This is a genomic window from Exiguobacterium sp. UBA6309 (genome assembly GCF_002439205.1).
Taxonomy (GTDB): Bacteria; Bacillota; Bacilli; order Exiguobacteriales; family Exiguobacteriaceae; genus Exiguobacterium_A.
In genome coordinates this window covers 245,332-258,267 of record NZ_DJTL01000009.1, presented here as the reverse complement: position 1 = coordinate 258,267, position 12,936 = coordinate 245,332, and the positions used below count along the sequence as shown (strand labels likewise).

At 45.6% G+C, this 12,936-nt stretch carries 15 protein-coding genes; 5 read left to right on the top strand and 10 right to left on the bottom strand.

From position 1 onward, the window contains the following. The first annotated feature begins 10 nt into the window (after positions 1–10). Positions 11–907, top strand: coding sequence for an aldo/keto reductase (locus tag B3M90_RS02510; protein WP_290782435.1), 897 nt, complete (start codon positions 11–13; stop codon positions 905–907). 175 nt (positions 908–1,082) lie between these two features. On the opposite strand, the gene B3M90_RS02505 is transcribed toward B3M90_RS02510, so the two are convergent. The 5 genes from B3M90_RS02505 to B3M90_RS02485 all read right to left on the bottom strand — a co-directional run bounded on the left by B3M90_RS02505 (position 1,083) and on the right by B3M90_RS02485 (position 5,051). Next, the gene (locus B3M90_RS02505; RefSeq protein ID WP_035409434.1) at positions 1,083–1,271 is read right to left on the bottom strand and encodes a hypothetical protein; all 189 of its coding nucleotides are present in this window, start codon (positions 1,269–1,271) and stop codon (positions 1,083–1,085) included. A 141-nt stretch (positions 1,272–1,412) separates the two neighbouring features. Next, positions 1,413–2,063 (bottom strand): amino acid ABC transporter permease, encoded by a 651-nt coding sequence (locus B3M90_RS02500; protein ID WP_035409432.1) that lies wholly within the window; start codon positions 2,061–2,063, stop codon positions 1,413–1,415. After that, a complete protein-coding gene (locus B3M90_RS02495) occupies positions 2,060–2,827 on the bottom strand; it encodes a transporter substrate-binding domain-containing protein (protein WP_214856772.1) in 768 nt (255 codons plus the stop codon). Before B3M90_RS02495 ends, B3M90_RS02500 begins: the two co-directional genes overlap by 4 nt. A gap of 165 nt (positions 2,828–2,992) precedes the next feature. After that, entirely contained in the window at positions 2,993–4,099 is a 1,107-nt protein-coding gene (locus B3M90_RS02490; RefSeq protein WP_214856770.1) for an ABC transporter ATP-binding protein, read from the bottom strand. 118 nt (positions 4,100–4,217) lie between these two features. Further along, positions 4,218–5,051, bottom strand: a complete 834-nt coding sequence (locus B3M90_RS02485) for a helix-turn-helix domain-containing protein (protein ID WP_290782433.1) — start codon at positions 5,049–5,051, stop codon at positions 4,218–4,220. Between the two features lie 78 nt (positions 5,052–5,129). On the opposite strand from B3M90_RS02485, the gene B3M90_RS02480 reads away from it, so the two are divergent. Both B3M90_RS02480 and B3M90_RS02475 read left to right on the top strand, forming a co-directional pair. After that, entirely contained in the window at positions 5,130–6,266 is a 1,137-nt protein-coding gene (locus B3M90_RS02480) for a DUF445 family protein (RefSeq protein ID WP_290755160.1), read from the top strand. Between the two features lie 20 nt (positions 6,267–6,286). Beyond that, on the top strand, positions 6,287–6,661 hold the full coding sequence (locus tag B3M90_RS02475) for a YlbF family regulator (RefSeq protein WP_023467337.1): 375 nt from the start codon (positions 6,287–6,289) through the stop codon (positions 6,659–6,661). Positions 6,662–6,714: 53 nt separating this feature from the next. On the opposite strand, the gene B3M90_RS02470 is transcribed toward B3M90_RS02475, so the two are convergent. From B3M90_RS02470 to B3M90_RS02460, 3 genes are all read right to left on the bottom strand, one after another. Continuing rightward, on the bottom strand, positions 6,715–6,927 hold the full coding sequence (locus B3M90_RS02470) for a YhzD family protein (protein ID WP_290782431.1): 213 nt from the start codon (positions 6,925–6,927) through the stop codon (positions 6,715–6,717). Between the two features lie 57 nt (positions 6,928–6,984). Next, the gene (gene dinB / locus B3M90_RS02465; RefSeq protein ID WP_290782430.1) at positions 6,985–8,064 is read right to left on the bottom strand and encodes a DNA polymerase IV; all 1,080 of its coding nucleotides are present in this window, start codon (positions 8,062–8,064) and stop codon (positions 6,985–6,987) included. Between the two features lie 63 nt (positions 8,065–8,127). Then, complete coding sequence (locus tag B3M90_RS02460) at positions 8,128–9,033, bottom strand: magnesium transporter CorA family protein (RefSeq protein ID WP_214856764.1); 906 nt, start codon at positions 9,031–9,033, stop codon at positions 8,128–8,130. A gap of 104 nt (positions 9,034–9,137) precedes the next feature. Here B3M90_RS02460 and B3M90_RS02455 point away from each other — a divergent pair, with 104 nt between their 5' ends. Next, the gene (locus B3M90_RS02455) at positions 9,138–10,058 is read left to right on the top strand and encodes an HD domain-containing protein (RefSeq protein ID WP_290782454.1); all 921 of its coding nucleotides are present in this window, start codon (positions 9,138–9,140) and stop codon (positions 10,056–10,058) included. Positions 10,059–10,070: 12 nt separating this feature from the next. After that, positions 10,071–11,102 carry an NADPH dehydrogenase NamA gene (gene namA / locus B3M90_RS02450; protein WP_214856762.1) on the top strand — a complete coding sequence of 344 codons (1,032 nt, stop codon included), beginning with the start codon at positions 10,071–10,073 and terminating at the stop codon, positions 11,100–11,102. A gap of 59 nt (positions 11,103–11,161) precedes the next feature. Here the strand turns inward: namA and B3M90_RS02445 are convergent, their stop codons facing one another. Then, positions 11,162–12,076 carry a peptidylprolyl isomerase gene (locus B3M90_RS02445; protein WP_290755147.1) on the bottom strand — a complete coding sequence of 305 codons (915 nt, stop codon included), beginning with the start codon at positions 12,074–12,076 and terminating at the stop codon, positions 11,162–11,164. A gap of 265 nt (positions 12,077–12,341) precedes the next feature. Beyond that, a complete protein-coding gene (locus tag B3M90_RS02440; RefSeq protein WP_035409411.1) occupies positions 12,342–12,911 on the bottom strand; it encodes an HTH-type transcriptional regulator Hpr in 570 nt (189 codons plus the stop codon). Between the last annotated feature and the right edge of the window lie 25 nt (positions 12,912–12,936).

Below are 12,936 nucleotides of genomic sequence, written 5' to 3'. Positions count from 1 at the left end.
TGGAAGAAACATGGAACGGATTCATCTAACAGAAGATTTATCATTCTCACGGATCATTCATGGTCTGTGGCGATTGAATGAATGGGAAATGACGAAGGAAGAGCGTCTTGAATTGATTGAAGCATGCCTTGCTTTAGGAATTACGACGTTTGATCATGCAGATATCTATGGCGATTATACGAATGAACGCTTATTCGGGGAAGCTCTTGCCTTAAAACCGAAATTACGTGACCGGATGGAGATCGTCACGAAGACGGGCATCAAGATGAAAGGGAACCATTTCTCGGATCAGTCATTATCGTTCTATGATACGACGAAAGAGCATATCATCAAACAAGTCAATCGTTCTCTTCAAGAACTCGGTGTCGAGTATGTCGATACGTTGTTGATTCACCGTCCAGATCCATTGATGGATCCGAACGAGATTGCTGAAGCGTTCGTAGAGTTGAAGGACGCAGGAAAGGTACGGACATTCGGTCTCTCGAACCATACACCTGCGCAACAGAGTCTTATACAATCACGCTTACCATTCATGCTCGTGACGAACCAACTCGAGTTGTCGGTTTCGGAACTGAAACATTTCGAGGATGGATCCGTCGATCTGTGTCATGAAAATGAGATGCCATTGATGGCATGGAGTCCGCTTGCGGGCGGTCGTCTCTTTAAGGACGAACGATACGCACCGTTACGTGAAAAATTAGCTGAGATCGCTGAAAAGATCGGGGCAAAAGAAATCGACGAAGTCGCATATGCATGGTTACTTAAACATCCAGCACGTATCATGCCGATCGTCGGTTCTGGTAAGATTGAACGCATCGAATCTGCTGTTCGTTCGACGAAGCTGTCGTTGACGCGCGAGCAATGGTTTGAGATTTTGAAGGCATCACGAGGTCGTGATGTCGATTAATCTAGACTGTGAGACAGAAATAAACGCATAAAGTATTTTCTGTTTAAGAAATGAAGCGAGAGGATCGACCAGTACACGATCTGGAAACGATCCTCTCTTTCGTTTATGAATAGAATAACAGTAAAACAAAAAAAGTCCCATCTCAAGGGGGAGGAGAGATGGGAGATCTATGAGGTTAAGCTTCTAAGCGAAGCATCTCCTGACGATATTTATCTAAACGATCTTTACTTGCTGACATGCCAGCTTGGTCATTGGCTTGAATCGCATCGAAGAGCGTACTGAGCTCATAATCGATTTCGAGACGTAGCACTGGAATTCGCTGCTCTGCATCTTGTCTACGGAAAGCTTCAATTACTTGTTTCATCTCGGCCACGCTCCTTTGTAATTTGTCAGATAATTCTGATTTTTATTAGTATACTTGATTATTCCCGGATTGACTAGTGCTAAACCTCAAAAAATCTAAAAAAATACACTTGAAATCCTAACGGTTCCAAGTGTGAAAAATTCATTCTGGAATGCTGAAACGTGCTTCTAAACGATGCTGGACGCTTTGAATAAGTGTTGACATGATCCAGTAAATAGCAGCGGAGAACAAAAGTAGCGGCATGACGAGGTATGTCGTCGCTGAAATCTGGTCAGAGACGTACGTTAATTCCTCTACAGCAACGATCGTACCAAGTGATGTCGACTTGATGATATCGATGACAGAGTTCGAAAGCGGTGGAATCGCTCGAGATAGTGCTTGCGGCAAAATAACGTCCTTGAATGTCTTGCGACGCGGAATTCCAAGTGAGTCAGCAGCTTCCCATTGTCCACGATCGACAGAGGAGATGGCAGCGCGGAACGATTCCGAAATATATGCGGAAAAGTGAAGCGACAAACCGAAGGCAAGCGCTTGGAATCCAGTCAATTGAAGCGTGACGAGACCATTATAAAGAATCAAGATTTGCAACAAGAGTGGCGTTCCGCGGAAGAACGAGACGTATAAACGTGCAAAACCGCTGAAAACGGCAACGCGGCTATCACGCATGACGGCAAGAATCAACCCGAGAATAAGCGCAAAGACGATGGCGAGACCACTTGCTAGAAGGGTCGTGCCAATCGCCTTTGCGTAGACGTCCGAGTTATCTCGGACGATCGTCAGTAATTCACTCACTTACTGATATCCTCGTTGAAGTACTTCTTACCGATTTTTGCAAGAGTGCCGTCTTCTTGCATCTCAGCGAGTGCTTTGTTGAAGTCTTTTGTATACTTGCTATTTTTCGCCATCATGAAGCCAGATTCGTTCTTATCGAACGTCTCACCGACAGCTTTGACTTTATAACCCGCTTTTTTCAACTCCGTCAAAACGAAGAGGCGATCGTTCATGGCTGCATCAACACGACCTGCTTCAAGATCTTTTAAGACTTGGTTCGCACCTTTGTAGTATTTCACTTTCGCGCCAGCTTCTTCAGCCGTTTTGGCATAGAGTGAACCTTGTGTCGAACCGACTGTCTTTCCTTTTAAGTCGTCGAGTGTTTTGATGTCGTTCGTTTTATTGTTGACGATGATCGTTGAACCAGAGACTGTATACGCATCAGAAAAAGCGTACTTTTCTTGACGCTCAGGTGTGATCCCCATTTGGTTCGCAATGACATCGATTCGTTTTGAATCGAGTGCCGGGATGAGTCCTTTAAAGTCCATCGCTTTGTAATCGACTTTATAGCCAGCACGTTTTGCGACTTCGTTCATGACATCTACGTCATAACCCATCAATTTTCCTTTTTCTTTGTACGTGAATGGTGGGTATGTTGCTTCCGTTCCGACTGTAATGACTTTTGACTCTTTACCAGAACCTGCGTTGTCGTTCGAAGCGCCGCATGCTGCAAGCACCCCCGCTGTCGATAATGCTGCTACAGCTAATTTCAAACCGTGTTTCATAGCGCTCTCTCCTTTTATAAATGAATGATTTCAATTCCTAGTTTTCGAATAGGATTAATTTTAAGCTACAAGCAGTATCATACAAAGTTACAGGAACGTCTGTCAATAAAAAAAGACTGCCCTTAAATGGACAGTCTGAAACATCATAACTGATCGATGATGTGATTAACGAATCGTTGCTTCTGTTGAAGCATCGAAGAAGTGTGCTTTTGTCATATCGAAGAAGAGATCAAGCTGTGATCCCATCTCGACATGTGAACGTGAATCGACACGTGCCGTGAATGCTTGTTGTCCGACTTTTGAGTAGAGATAAGACTCTGCACCCATCAATTCAGAAACTTCGATATGCGCTGGGAAACGATGTGCTGTTTTAGTGTCTTGGTAGATCAATTCCGCATGGATGTCTTCTGGACGAATTCCGAGGACGAGATCTTTATTCGTGTAACCGCGGTCGCGGAGAACTTTCATTTTTCCTTCTGGCACTTCGAATTTCTCTTCTGTTCCTGAAACCTGGAAAAGACCGTCTTCTGCCAGTTTACCTGTCAAGAAGTTCATCGATGGTGAACCGATGAATCCAGCAACGAACATGTTATCCGGGTGATCATAGACTTCCTTCGGCGTACCGACTTGTTGAATGATTCCGGCTTTCATGATGACGATCCGTGTCGCAAGCGTCATCGCTTCCGTCTGATCGTGCGTGACGTAAATCGTCGTCGTCTCAAGACGTTTGTGTAACTGAATGATCTCCTTACGCATTTGTACACGTAATTTAGCATCCAAGTTCGAGAGCGGCTCATCCATTAAGAAGACTTTAGCATCACGAACGATGGCGCGACCAATCGCCACCCGTTGACGCTGACCACCAGAGAGTGCTTTTGGCTTCCGCTCGAGATACTCTTCAAGACCAAGGATACGAGCTGCGTTATCAACGCGTTGCTTGATTTCATCTTTCGGGAACTTCCGAAGCTTTAATCCGAACGCCATGTTATCGAAGACGTTCATGTGTGGATACAAAGCGTAGTTTTGGAAGACCATCGCGATATCGCGATCTTTTGGCGCTACATCATTCATGCGTTTACCGTCGATGATAAAGTCTCCACCTGAGATTTCTTCAAGTCCAGCGATCATCCGGAGTGTCGTCGATTTCCCACAACCAGATGGTCCAACGAAGACGATGAATTCCTTATCTTTAATATGCAGATTGAAATCATCAACCGCTTTTGCATCACCTGAGTAGATTTTATCGATATGTTCAAGACGAATTTCAGCCATGTGTAGTTCCCCCTAATGTAAATGATGAAATAATAACGCTTACAAGAAATAGTATAAAAGAAGTCAGGTAGTCTGCCTATGGACAACCTGACTAAATGCAAACGTTTTCAATTAGGCATCATGCTACAAGTAGCAAGGTATAAAGGAAAGTAGCTCCTTCAAACGACCGGACATCGATTTCTGTCTGTTCCGTTAAGCGGTCAAGTCGATACTGGAGACTGTTCCGATGTAAGTATAGATGTTTTGCTGTCAAAGAGACATTCAAGTTAGCTCGGCAAAAAGCGAGGATCGTCTCACGAGACTCTGGCTCGAGGGACAGAACGAACTGGTCGACGAGTGTCGCGCGGTACTGGTCATCTAGACTTGCAAGACGAGTCATGGCAGGTAAAAAACGTTCGATTTGCATGGAAGGGACGGAGGTGAGCGCTGCTTGTTCGAGTTGGAATTGAACGGCAATGTCGCCGGTAGCACGCTGTTGACCAAGCAACACCTTACCATCGAGCACAAAATCAGATTGTAGTGCTAAAAATAAATCGTGTAGTTCTGCCTCAATAACGAATTCTTCTCGTTCGATGATCGTAAAACGATGAGTACTGAAAGGAATGAGCGTACTCGTCTGCGAAAAGAAAGAGGAGAGCAGCTGTTGAATTTCCTCACTCGTACGTTCATCAGTGGGATTAAATAAAAAGTGGACAAGTCGAAATGGTCGATCTTCCACAGCATGAGCAGATTGGAGACGTTCTCGCCATAGATCGATATCTGACCGCGACGTCGTGATGATGCGCTCGGCAAATACATCAAGCAGTTGTTGTTCACGGTCGGATATGGCAGTCGTCTTGATCCCAAAACAAAGCCCATCTGTAAGACGATATACGCTATACTGTTCCTGGCAATACAGATTCGGATCGGTCGTAAGCTGGTCATTGAATACAGTCATCAGTTGTCGTAACACACGGCATCACTCCTAAATCGTACATAACTAACTATCTCGACTTTACCATAAGTCGAAAATCGGAAGGAATGATAACTTATGTCAGACACTTTGTTAATCGTGTTGAAGCTTGTTGGAATCGTCATCATCGGTGCTCTTATCGGAGCGGTCACGAATCATTTGGCGATCCGAATGTTGTTTCGACCACTTGAACCGAAATACATTGGAAAATTTCGCGTACCATTCACGCCTGGTCTGATTCCAAAACGACGGAATGAACTGGCAGCAAATCTCGGACGGACGGTCGTCAAGCATCTCTTGACGCCAGAAGGGATCGGGAAACGTCTCGCATCACCAACTGTTCGTGGAGCCGTCACGCGTCTTGTCGAACAAGAAGTCATGAAATGGACACGCTCGGAAGAGACGACAGGAGCATGGATCAGTCGCTTCATTGATGAACCAAAACAACGGATCCAAGGGAAAATCAGTTATCACTTGGAGCAGGAGTTTTCGCGTCTGATGAATAAATGGCGGGAGCAATCCGTACGCGACTTGATCGGAGCAAGCGGAGAACAAAAAATCGAAGAAGTCATGCCGCGACTCGTCGCATCCGTATTACACCAAGCAGAAGCATACTTTGACGGACCAGAAGGACGTCTACAACTCGAGGAAACCGTTGCTCGTTTCATCCAACAGCGACTGGGTGGCGGGATGTTCGGGATGTTGCTCGCAAATGTCAACATCGTCGATATGATTCAGCCGGAGCTGAAAAGGGTACTTCAATCAGAGTCGACGTCTCAGTTCATTCTTGCCTTATTACGTCAGGAATGGCAAAAGGGACTGGATCGTCCGCTTTCATCCTATATGACGGAAGAGACGGAGTTGCGGATTCGACAGACCGTCAAAGAACAAGTCATGGCACGTTTACCGATTGAGTCGATGCTTGATACACCGCTACGCGTCTGGTTGAATCCACTCGAGTCACAATTACTCGAGCAACATGTACCTGTCATCATCGATCATCTATTCGAACGGACGACGAATCAAATCGGGCAGATCCTTCAGACGCTCGATCTCGAAACAATCGTTCGAGAAGAGGTTGATTTGCTTGATACTGCGTATCTCGAGGAAATCGTCTTATCGATTTCCAAGCGGGAATTCCGTGCTATCACTTGGCTTGGAGGGTTGTTAGGTGGTTTAATTGGATTGATACAGGCGGGGCTTTATCTCGTCTAAACAAATTGGAGGTTTTACTCATGGCAGAAACAAATTTATACGATCACGCGTACACGCTGGAGCGTGCATTACGCGAAACTTCGGAGTACACGACATTAAAAGATTTGTATACGCAAGTTAACGCAGATCCGGAATCAAACGAATTGTTCGCGTCGTTCCGTAACATCCAACTCGAATTACAACAAAAACAGATGCAAGGTGAAGAAATTACACCAGACGATATGGCATCTGCACAAACAAAGATGCTTGAAGTACAAAACAATCCATTGATCAGTCAGCTGATGCAAGAAGAGCAACGGATGCATACGATGCTGACGGAAGTCACACAAATCATCATGAAGCCGTTAGAAGAACTCTACGCGCCGATGATGGAGCAACAAGACGACGTGCAATAAGTAAACAAAAGGAAGGCGTGCCGATATAGCGCGTCTTCCTTTTTTAGTATGGTTTAAGATGAAGCAGGAACGATTCGTGGTAAGTAAGCGCGCTCGAAATGAATGAGACGACCTGAACGTGTGATGCGAGCTGCATGATGGGCATAACCGCTTTCATTCAAGCGTCTAATCCCTTCTTCTCGTGCCTGACCATCCGTCTCTGCTTCAAAGACGTCATCGAGTAACGTTTCACCACGATCTGAAAAGACTGTAATCGTATACTGCATACTTGTTCCCCCTTGTCTGATTGGTCTTGTACTCAGTATAATGAATCGCTATTCATTTCACAAGCGTAAGTCCAAGTCCTGCCACGTCAACTGTCTCGCAGCGGGAGGAGCTGTGAGGTGACTGACCGTCATACCAATCAAGCGGATTGGTCCATCGAAGGTAATGCCATTGAACAGTTTCGTTGTTTCCTCAAGTAATCGTTCTTCGTCCGCCGTCTCTTCTGAAAATGTATGCCGTTTCGAACGTGACTGGAATGTATCGGTCTTCCACTTGATCGTGATTGTTCGGCAGACGAGTTCTTTTTTTTGAAGACTCGCAATGACGGATTTTGATTCTCGAATCAACGTCTCGAATATCGTATCGATATCCTCCGTATCTTCTTCGAAGGTCGTCTCAGAACCGATTGATTTTCGCTCGCGTTCCGGACGAACGGGACGTTCATCGATGCCATGCGCCATTGCATGCAGTTCCGTTCCGCGATCGCGTCCGAGCAATGCTCGTAATTGTTCGACCGGCATTGCTTGGACATCTGCGACGATTTCAATCCCTTGTTTTCGTAACGCTTGTTCCGTGACTTTTCCGACGCCATGTAAATCTCCAATTTTCAATGGAGACAAGAAACGGAAAACTTCTTCTGGTGGAACGACGGTCATCCCGTTCGGTTTCTCGTATCCGGAAGCGACCTTCGCGACGAGCTTAGAGTTAGAGACACCGGCAGAGGCTGTCAGACCCGTTCGTTCTTTAATTTGTTTCAGGATATATTGCGCGATATACGTCGCACTTTTTTGATCGAAATAATTTTCCGTGACGTCAAGATACGCCTCATCAAGCGAGAGCGGTTCGACGAGGGGGGTCACTTCTCGGAAAAGCGCCATGATTTGCGCACTGACAGCCCGGTAGACGTCAAAGCGGGGGCGAATGAAGACCGCACGAGGGCACAGCTGAAAGGCGCGTCTTGACGGCATCGCGCTATGGATGCCGTATTTCCGTGCTTCATAGGAACAGGTCGCTACGACACCACGGGCATGAGGCGGTCCACCGACGACGACGGGAACACCTTTTAATCGAGGACGATCGCGTTGCTCGACGGAAGCGTAAAAGGCGTCCATGTCAATATGAATAATTTTTCGTTCCATCGGACAAGCGTCTCCTTTCAGTAGATATGATACAATTAGTATAACGAACTTATGTTCTGATATCTATTTTTTTGGTCGACTGTTCTTTGGCATCCGTACAAGAGCGCCTAACCATCCACGCCAGCGCATCCAGTAGAAGATGCCACCGGTCGATAAAAAGATTAGACCGAGGGATATGGCGTAGCCGTATTTCCATTCTAATTCCGGCATGATTTTAAAGTTCATCCCCCAAATCGCACCGAGGGCCATCGTTGGTGTCGCGACGGCAGTAAAGATCGTTAATGCCTTCATGATTTCGTTTCCACGGAAGTTCGAGACGGTCGTCGATAAGTCGAGCAGGACCTCAATGTCTTTTTGATAATGTTCGATGAGCATCAACAGACGGCGGACACGTTTCGTAGCTAGTTTCAACGAGAGATCCTCGAGATACGCGTCCTCATCGAGAAATGATTCTTCGCCAGCCATGACGAGCTCTTGAAACGGAACGATTAAATCGGACCAGTTCTCGATCGTGTCGCGTAAAGCGAAGATGCTATCGAGTGAATCTTCATTGATGCTACCGCGCAGTTCATCTTGTCTTGAGAACAGTTCCGTCTCAAACTGATCGATACCGGCGAAATACGTGTTCAGCTGTAAAGCAAGAATCGTATAAAAAGCCGCGAATGGATGCGCGGGAGAATAGGGAGCGACCAGGGACACGATTGAATCCGACAATCCGATTGTGATGAGTTTTTCTTTCGTTACGTAAAAGTAAATCGAGCGGCGGTCACTTTTGTCGACAGGATTTTGCCAGGTGACGACAGCGCCATAGAGAATCCCTTTTTCTGAGCGGGTGAAGTTCATGTCTTTCGATCGCAGCTGTGTGATCCAGTCCATTTCGGATTGGTCGACGGCAGCCGTCGGAAAGGTTTGTTCATAGTCAGCTAAATCGAGATAGCGTGACCAATTAAATTGAGGTTCCAGTTCCATGTTCATGACTCCCATATAGTAGAATGAAATAGTATATGCCTTAAGTGTAGTCAATGGAATATAAAAAAGACACCTATTTTACAGATAAAGGACGTGTTTCAAGTATGAAAGGAATCGGGAAGTTAGCAGTTGGAGAAACGCTCGATCAACGAGCGATGATCAAGCAAGCAGTCAAAGGAATTGCAGCAAATGGGAAACCATACTTGACGCTCATCTTGACGGATAAGACAGGCGAAATCGAGACGAAGATGTGGGATACGAGTGATCTTGAAAAATATGCGCCGAAATCAATCGTCCATGCTGCTGGAGAAGTCATGGACTATCGGGGACGGACACAACTGAAGCTCAAACAAATCACGGTCCTAGAGGAGACGAATGTCGAGGACTACGTCCAATCCGCACCGATTCCGCGAGAGCAGATCGAGACGGAAGTACTCGCGTTCGTAGAATCGATTCAGAACAGTGACATGAAAAAGCTCGTTAAACATTTGATTACTTCACGATTTGATACCTATTTCACGCATCCGGCAGCGGTCAAGAACCATCATGCTTTTTACTCGGGGCTGTCATACCACGTCCTTTCGATGTTGCGCTTAGCGGATCAAATCGCTCAACTCTATCCGACCTTAAACCGTGACGTGCTAATCAGTGGCATCATTCTACACGATTATGCGAAAATCAAGGAGTTATCCGATCCGGTTGCACCGGAATATACGTTGCCTGGTAAACTCGTCGGTCATATTACGATGATGGTAGCGGAACTCGAAAAAGTCGGAGCAGAATTACAAATTGACGCAGAAATACTGACTGTCTTGCAACATCTCGTCTTAAGCCATCATGGACGACCGGAATGGGGATCTGCTGTAGCACCACAAATGCGTGAGGCTGAAGTCTTGTTCTTGATCGATAACCTCGATGCGCGAATGACGATGATGGATCGTCTTCTGGAATATGTCGAACCGGGACAGTTCTCAGAACGATCATTCGCACTAGATAATCGTGCTTTTTACCGTCCGAAGCTATAAGGGGGAAAAAAGATGAAGACGAAGTTGTTTGATACGGTTCAACTCGGAACGTTGACATTCCGCAATCGGGTCATTATGGCGCCAATGTGCATGTACAGTGCAAAAGAAGATGGATTCGTTACGGATTGGCACGTCACACACTATGCAACCCGTGCAATGGGAGGCGTCGGTGGTGTCATTTTAGAAGCGAGTGCTGTCACGCCAGATGGTCGCATTTCAGCTGGGGACCTTGGGATCTGGTCAGATGCACATATCGAAGGATTACAACGAATCGCACAGCAAGTCAAAGCAGCGGGCGCAAAAGCGGGGATCCAACTGGCCCATGCCGGGCGTAAAAGCACGACGGCAGAACCACCCGTCGCACCGAGCGCTTTACCGTTTGATGATACGTATATGCATCCACATGCATTGACACTTGAGGAAATCGCGACAATCAAACAACAGTTCATCGATGCAGCATTAAGAGCGGAACGAGCAGGATATGACTTCATTGAAATCCATGGCGCACATGGTTATTTATTGAACACGTTCCTCTCTCCGTTATCGAATATTCGAGAAGACCAGTACGGCGGATCGACTGAAAATCGGATGCGCTTGTTGTTAGAAATCATTGATGGAATTCAAGCAGTCTCACAGCTCTCGATTTGGGTCCGAATTTCAGCAGCGGATCACGCAACAGGTGGAATGACGACGGCGGATTATATTCCACTTGCGAAAGAACTAGCAGCACGTAACATCGACCTACTCGACTGTAGTTCAGGTGCTGTCGTCGCCAATGCTGTACCGGAAGTATATCCGGGCTATCAAGTGAGCTATGCGGAAGAATTGAAACGAGAGACAGGCATGGCAACAGGAGCGGTTGGATTGATTACGACAGCAGCTCATGCAGAAGAGATCGTCCGTAACGGTCGAGCAGATATCGTCCTGCTCGCACGTGAACTTCTTCGCCAACCTTATTGGGTCTATCATGCGGCAGCCGAACTAGGAGATACGGTCGCCTTGCCAAAGCAATATGAACGAGCTCCGATTCGAACGGTTCGCTAATTCCTTACTCTATGAAAAACAACGTAAAAAAGGAAGCCGTCATGGCTTCCTTTTTTTGATTATTGCTGTTGTTGCATCATTTGTTGTTGCATTTGTTGTTGTTCTTGTTTGTCTAGATCGAAAGCGTCTTTGAAATCTTTGTTTTCGACTTTGACATTGTATTCTTTCATGAGTGAACGATAAATATCGTTCGGGTTGACTTGTGCTGCTTTTTCTTCAGCAAGTGCTTTTTTAATACGTGCTTTTTCTTTATCGAGCGTGAAGTTTTTCTTCTCTTTGCGATCGACTACTTTGATGATGTGATAGCCGAACTGTGTTTTGATCGGATCGGAGATTTTACCTTCAACGCCATCCTTGAACGCGTAATCTTCGAATTCCTTGACCATCTTACCTTTTGTGAAGTACCCGAGGTCTCCACCTTTTGCACCGCTACCTGTATCTGTTGATTTTTCTTTTGCAAGTTTCGCGAAGTCTGCGCCTTTATCCAATTGCTTTTTGATGTCTTTTGCTTCTGACTTTTTCGCAACAAGGATATGGCTTGCTTTGACTTCGACTTTTTCTTGATCGAAACGCTCTTGGATTTCTTTATCTGTTACTTTGGATTTCGCAGATTTTGCTTCTGTTAAGAGCATTTGTGTGCGAAGTACTTTTTCGAATTCTTTTTCGTTCTTGATTCCAGCAGATTTCAGTGTTGAGCTGAACTGCTCTTTATCCGGGAACTGGTCTTTTGTTTTCTTGACTTCTGCTTCGACTTCTTTGTCCGTGACTTCCTTACCGTATTTCTTTTCAAGCAATTTGTTCATCGTTTGCTGGAAGGCGATTTGAGCACCAGCTTTTTCGTATGCTTCATCTTGGACGTCAGCCTTGTTGACTTCGCCACCTTTGTAATTGATGACGGCTTCGTCATTTGATCCACATGCTGCTAACGTAAATACACTTGCGACTGCTGCTGCGCCTAGCAATTTCTTTTTCATACATACACCCCTAATTTACCATTTATTTCAACCGTTTTATCATATCATATTCTCGTTTGGTTGACAGCTGTATCTTGTCATGCCAAGAGATACTTGCTCTTTTCCATGCTATCACATCCAGGTAGTCGGGTGAGGATAATTTTTATGGGAAATTGTGAGGGAAATAACACTCTTGAGACATAGTAGTAATGTCCCTGTCATGAGGAAATAAGACCTAAAAAAAGCATTCTAGCTGAAGGCTAAAACGCTTTTGATGATAGTATGCTTATGCTTTTTTTATTGAGTCCATGACAGGATCTTGCGGACGGCGATCTGCTTCTTCCGTGATCATCTTCGATGTCTCGGCAAAGATGTCCATGAAGCTGTCTCCATACAAACGACGCACGATTGCAGAAATATCCGTCAGTTCTGGGAACTTACCGTACAATTCCTGAAGAGGAAGTGATGCGCGGAAGACGCCATTTTCTTCGGGACGGAATGCTTGGATCGTCTCGAGTAAAAGCGATTCGCCTGCCGGTGTCAACTGGACATAGGTATTTCGTTTATCAGTTTCCTTTTTCGAGAACGTCAACAATCCGCGGTCCTCTAACTTCTTCGAGAAGTTGAATGCCGTCGAGACGTGCATGACACCATACTTCGCAATCTCAGAAATCGAGGCACCACCTAGGGCATGCGAAATCCATAAAATATGGTGTTCGTTAATGTTCAGATCAAAAGGCTTGATCCAATTTTGCCAATCTTTTTCTACCGTTTTCCATAGTGCTTTGCTTAATTGGACAATTTTATGGCTATACAATAATGCTTCTTGTCCAGGATATAACTTTTCGTGTTCCATATCTGACTCATCCTTTCGAAAGGTG

What these genes read in the sequence shown, in the direction of transcription:
- B3M90_RS02510 (WP_290782435.1), top strand. Translation starts at nt 11, where the DNA reads ATGGAACGGATTCATCTAACAGAAGATTTATCATTCTCACGGATCATT.
- B3M90_RS02505 (WP_035409434.1), bottom strand. Translation starts at nt 1,271, where the DNA reads ATGAAACAAGTAATTGAAGCTTTCCGTAGACAAGATGCAGAGCAGCGA.
- B3M90_RS02495 (WP_214856772.1), bottom strand. Translation starts at nt 2,827, where the DNA reads ATGAAACACGGTTTGAAATTAGCTGTAGCAGCATTATCGACAGCGGGG.
- B3M90_RS02490 (WP_214856770.1), bottom strand. Translation starts at nt 4,099, where the DNA reads ATGGCTGAAATTCGTCTTGAACATATCGATAAAATCTACTCAGGTGAT.
- B3M90_RS02480 (WP_290755160.1), top strand. Translation starts at nt 5,130, where the DNA reads ATGTCAGACACTTTGTTAATCGTGTTGAAGCTTGTTGGAATCGTCATC.
- B3M90_RS02475 (WP_023467337.1), top strand. Translation starts at nt 6,287, where the DNA reads ATGGCAGAAACAAATTTATACGATCACGCGTACACGCTGGAGCGTGCA.
- B3M90_RS02470 (WP_290782431.1), bottom strand. Translation starts at nt 6,927, where the DNA reads ATGCAGTATACGATTACAGTCTTTTCAGATCGTGGTGAAACGTTACTC.
- dinB (WP_290782430.1), bottom strand. Translation starts at nt 8,064, where the DNA reads ATGGAACGAAAAATTATTCATATTGACATGGACGCCTTTTACGCTTCC.
- B3M90_RS02460 (WP_214856764.1), bottom strand. Translation starts at nt 9,033, where the DNA reads ATGGAACTGGAACCTCAATTTAATTGGTCACGCTATCTCGATTTAGCT.
- B3M90_RS02455 (WP_290782454.1), top strand. Translation starts at nt 9,138, where the DNA reads ATGAAAGGAATCGGGAAGTTAGCAGTTGGAGAAACGCTCGATCAACGA.
- namA (WP_214856762.1), top strand. Translation starts at nt 10,071, where the DNA reads ATGAAGACGAAGTTGTTTGATACGGTTCAACTCGGAACGTTGACATTC.
- B3M90_RS02445 (WP_290755147.1), bottom strand. Translation starts at nt 12,076, where the DNA reads ATGAAAAAGAAATTGCTAGGCGCAGCAGCAGTCGCAAGTGTATTTACG.
- B3M90_RS02440 (WP_035409411.1), bottom strand. Translation starts at nt 12,911, where the DNA reads ATGGAACACGAAAAGTTATATCCTGGACAAGAAGCATTATTGTATAGC.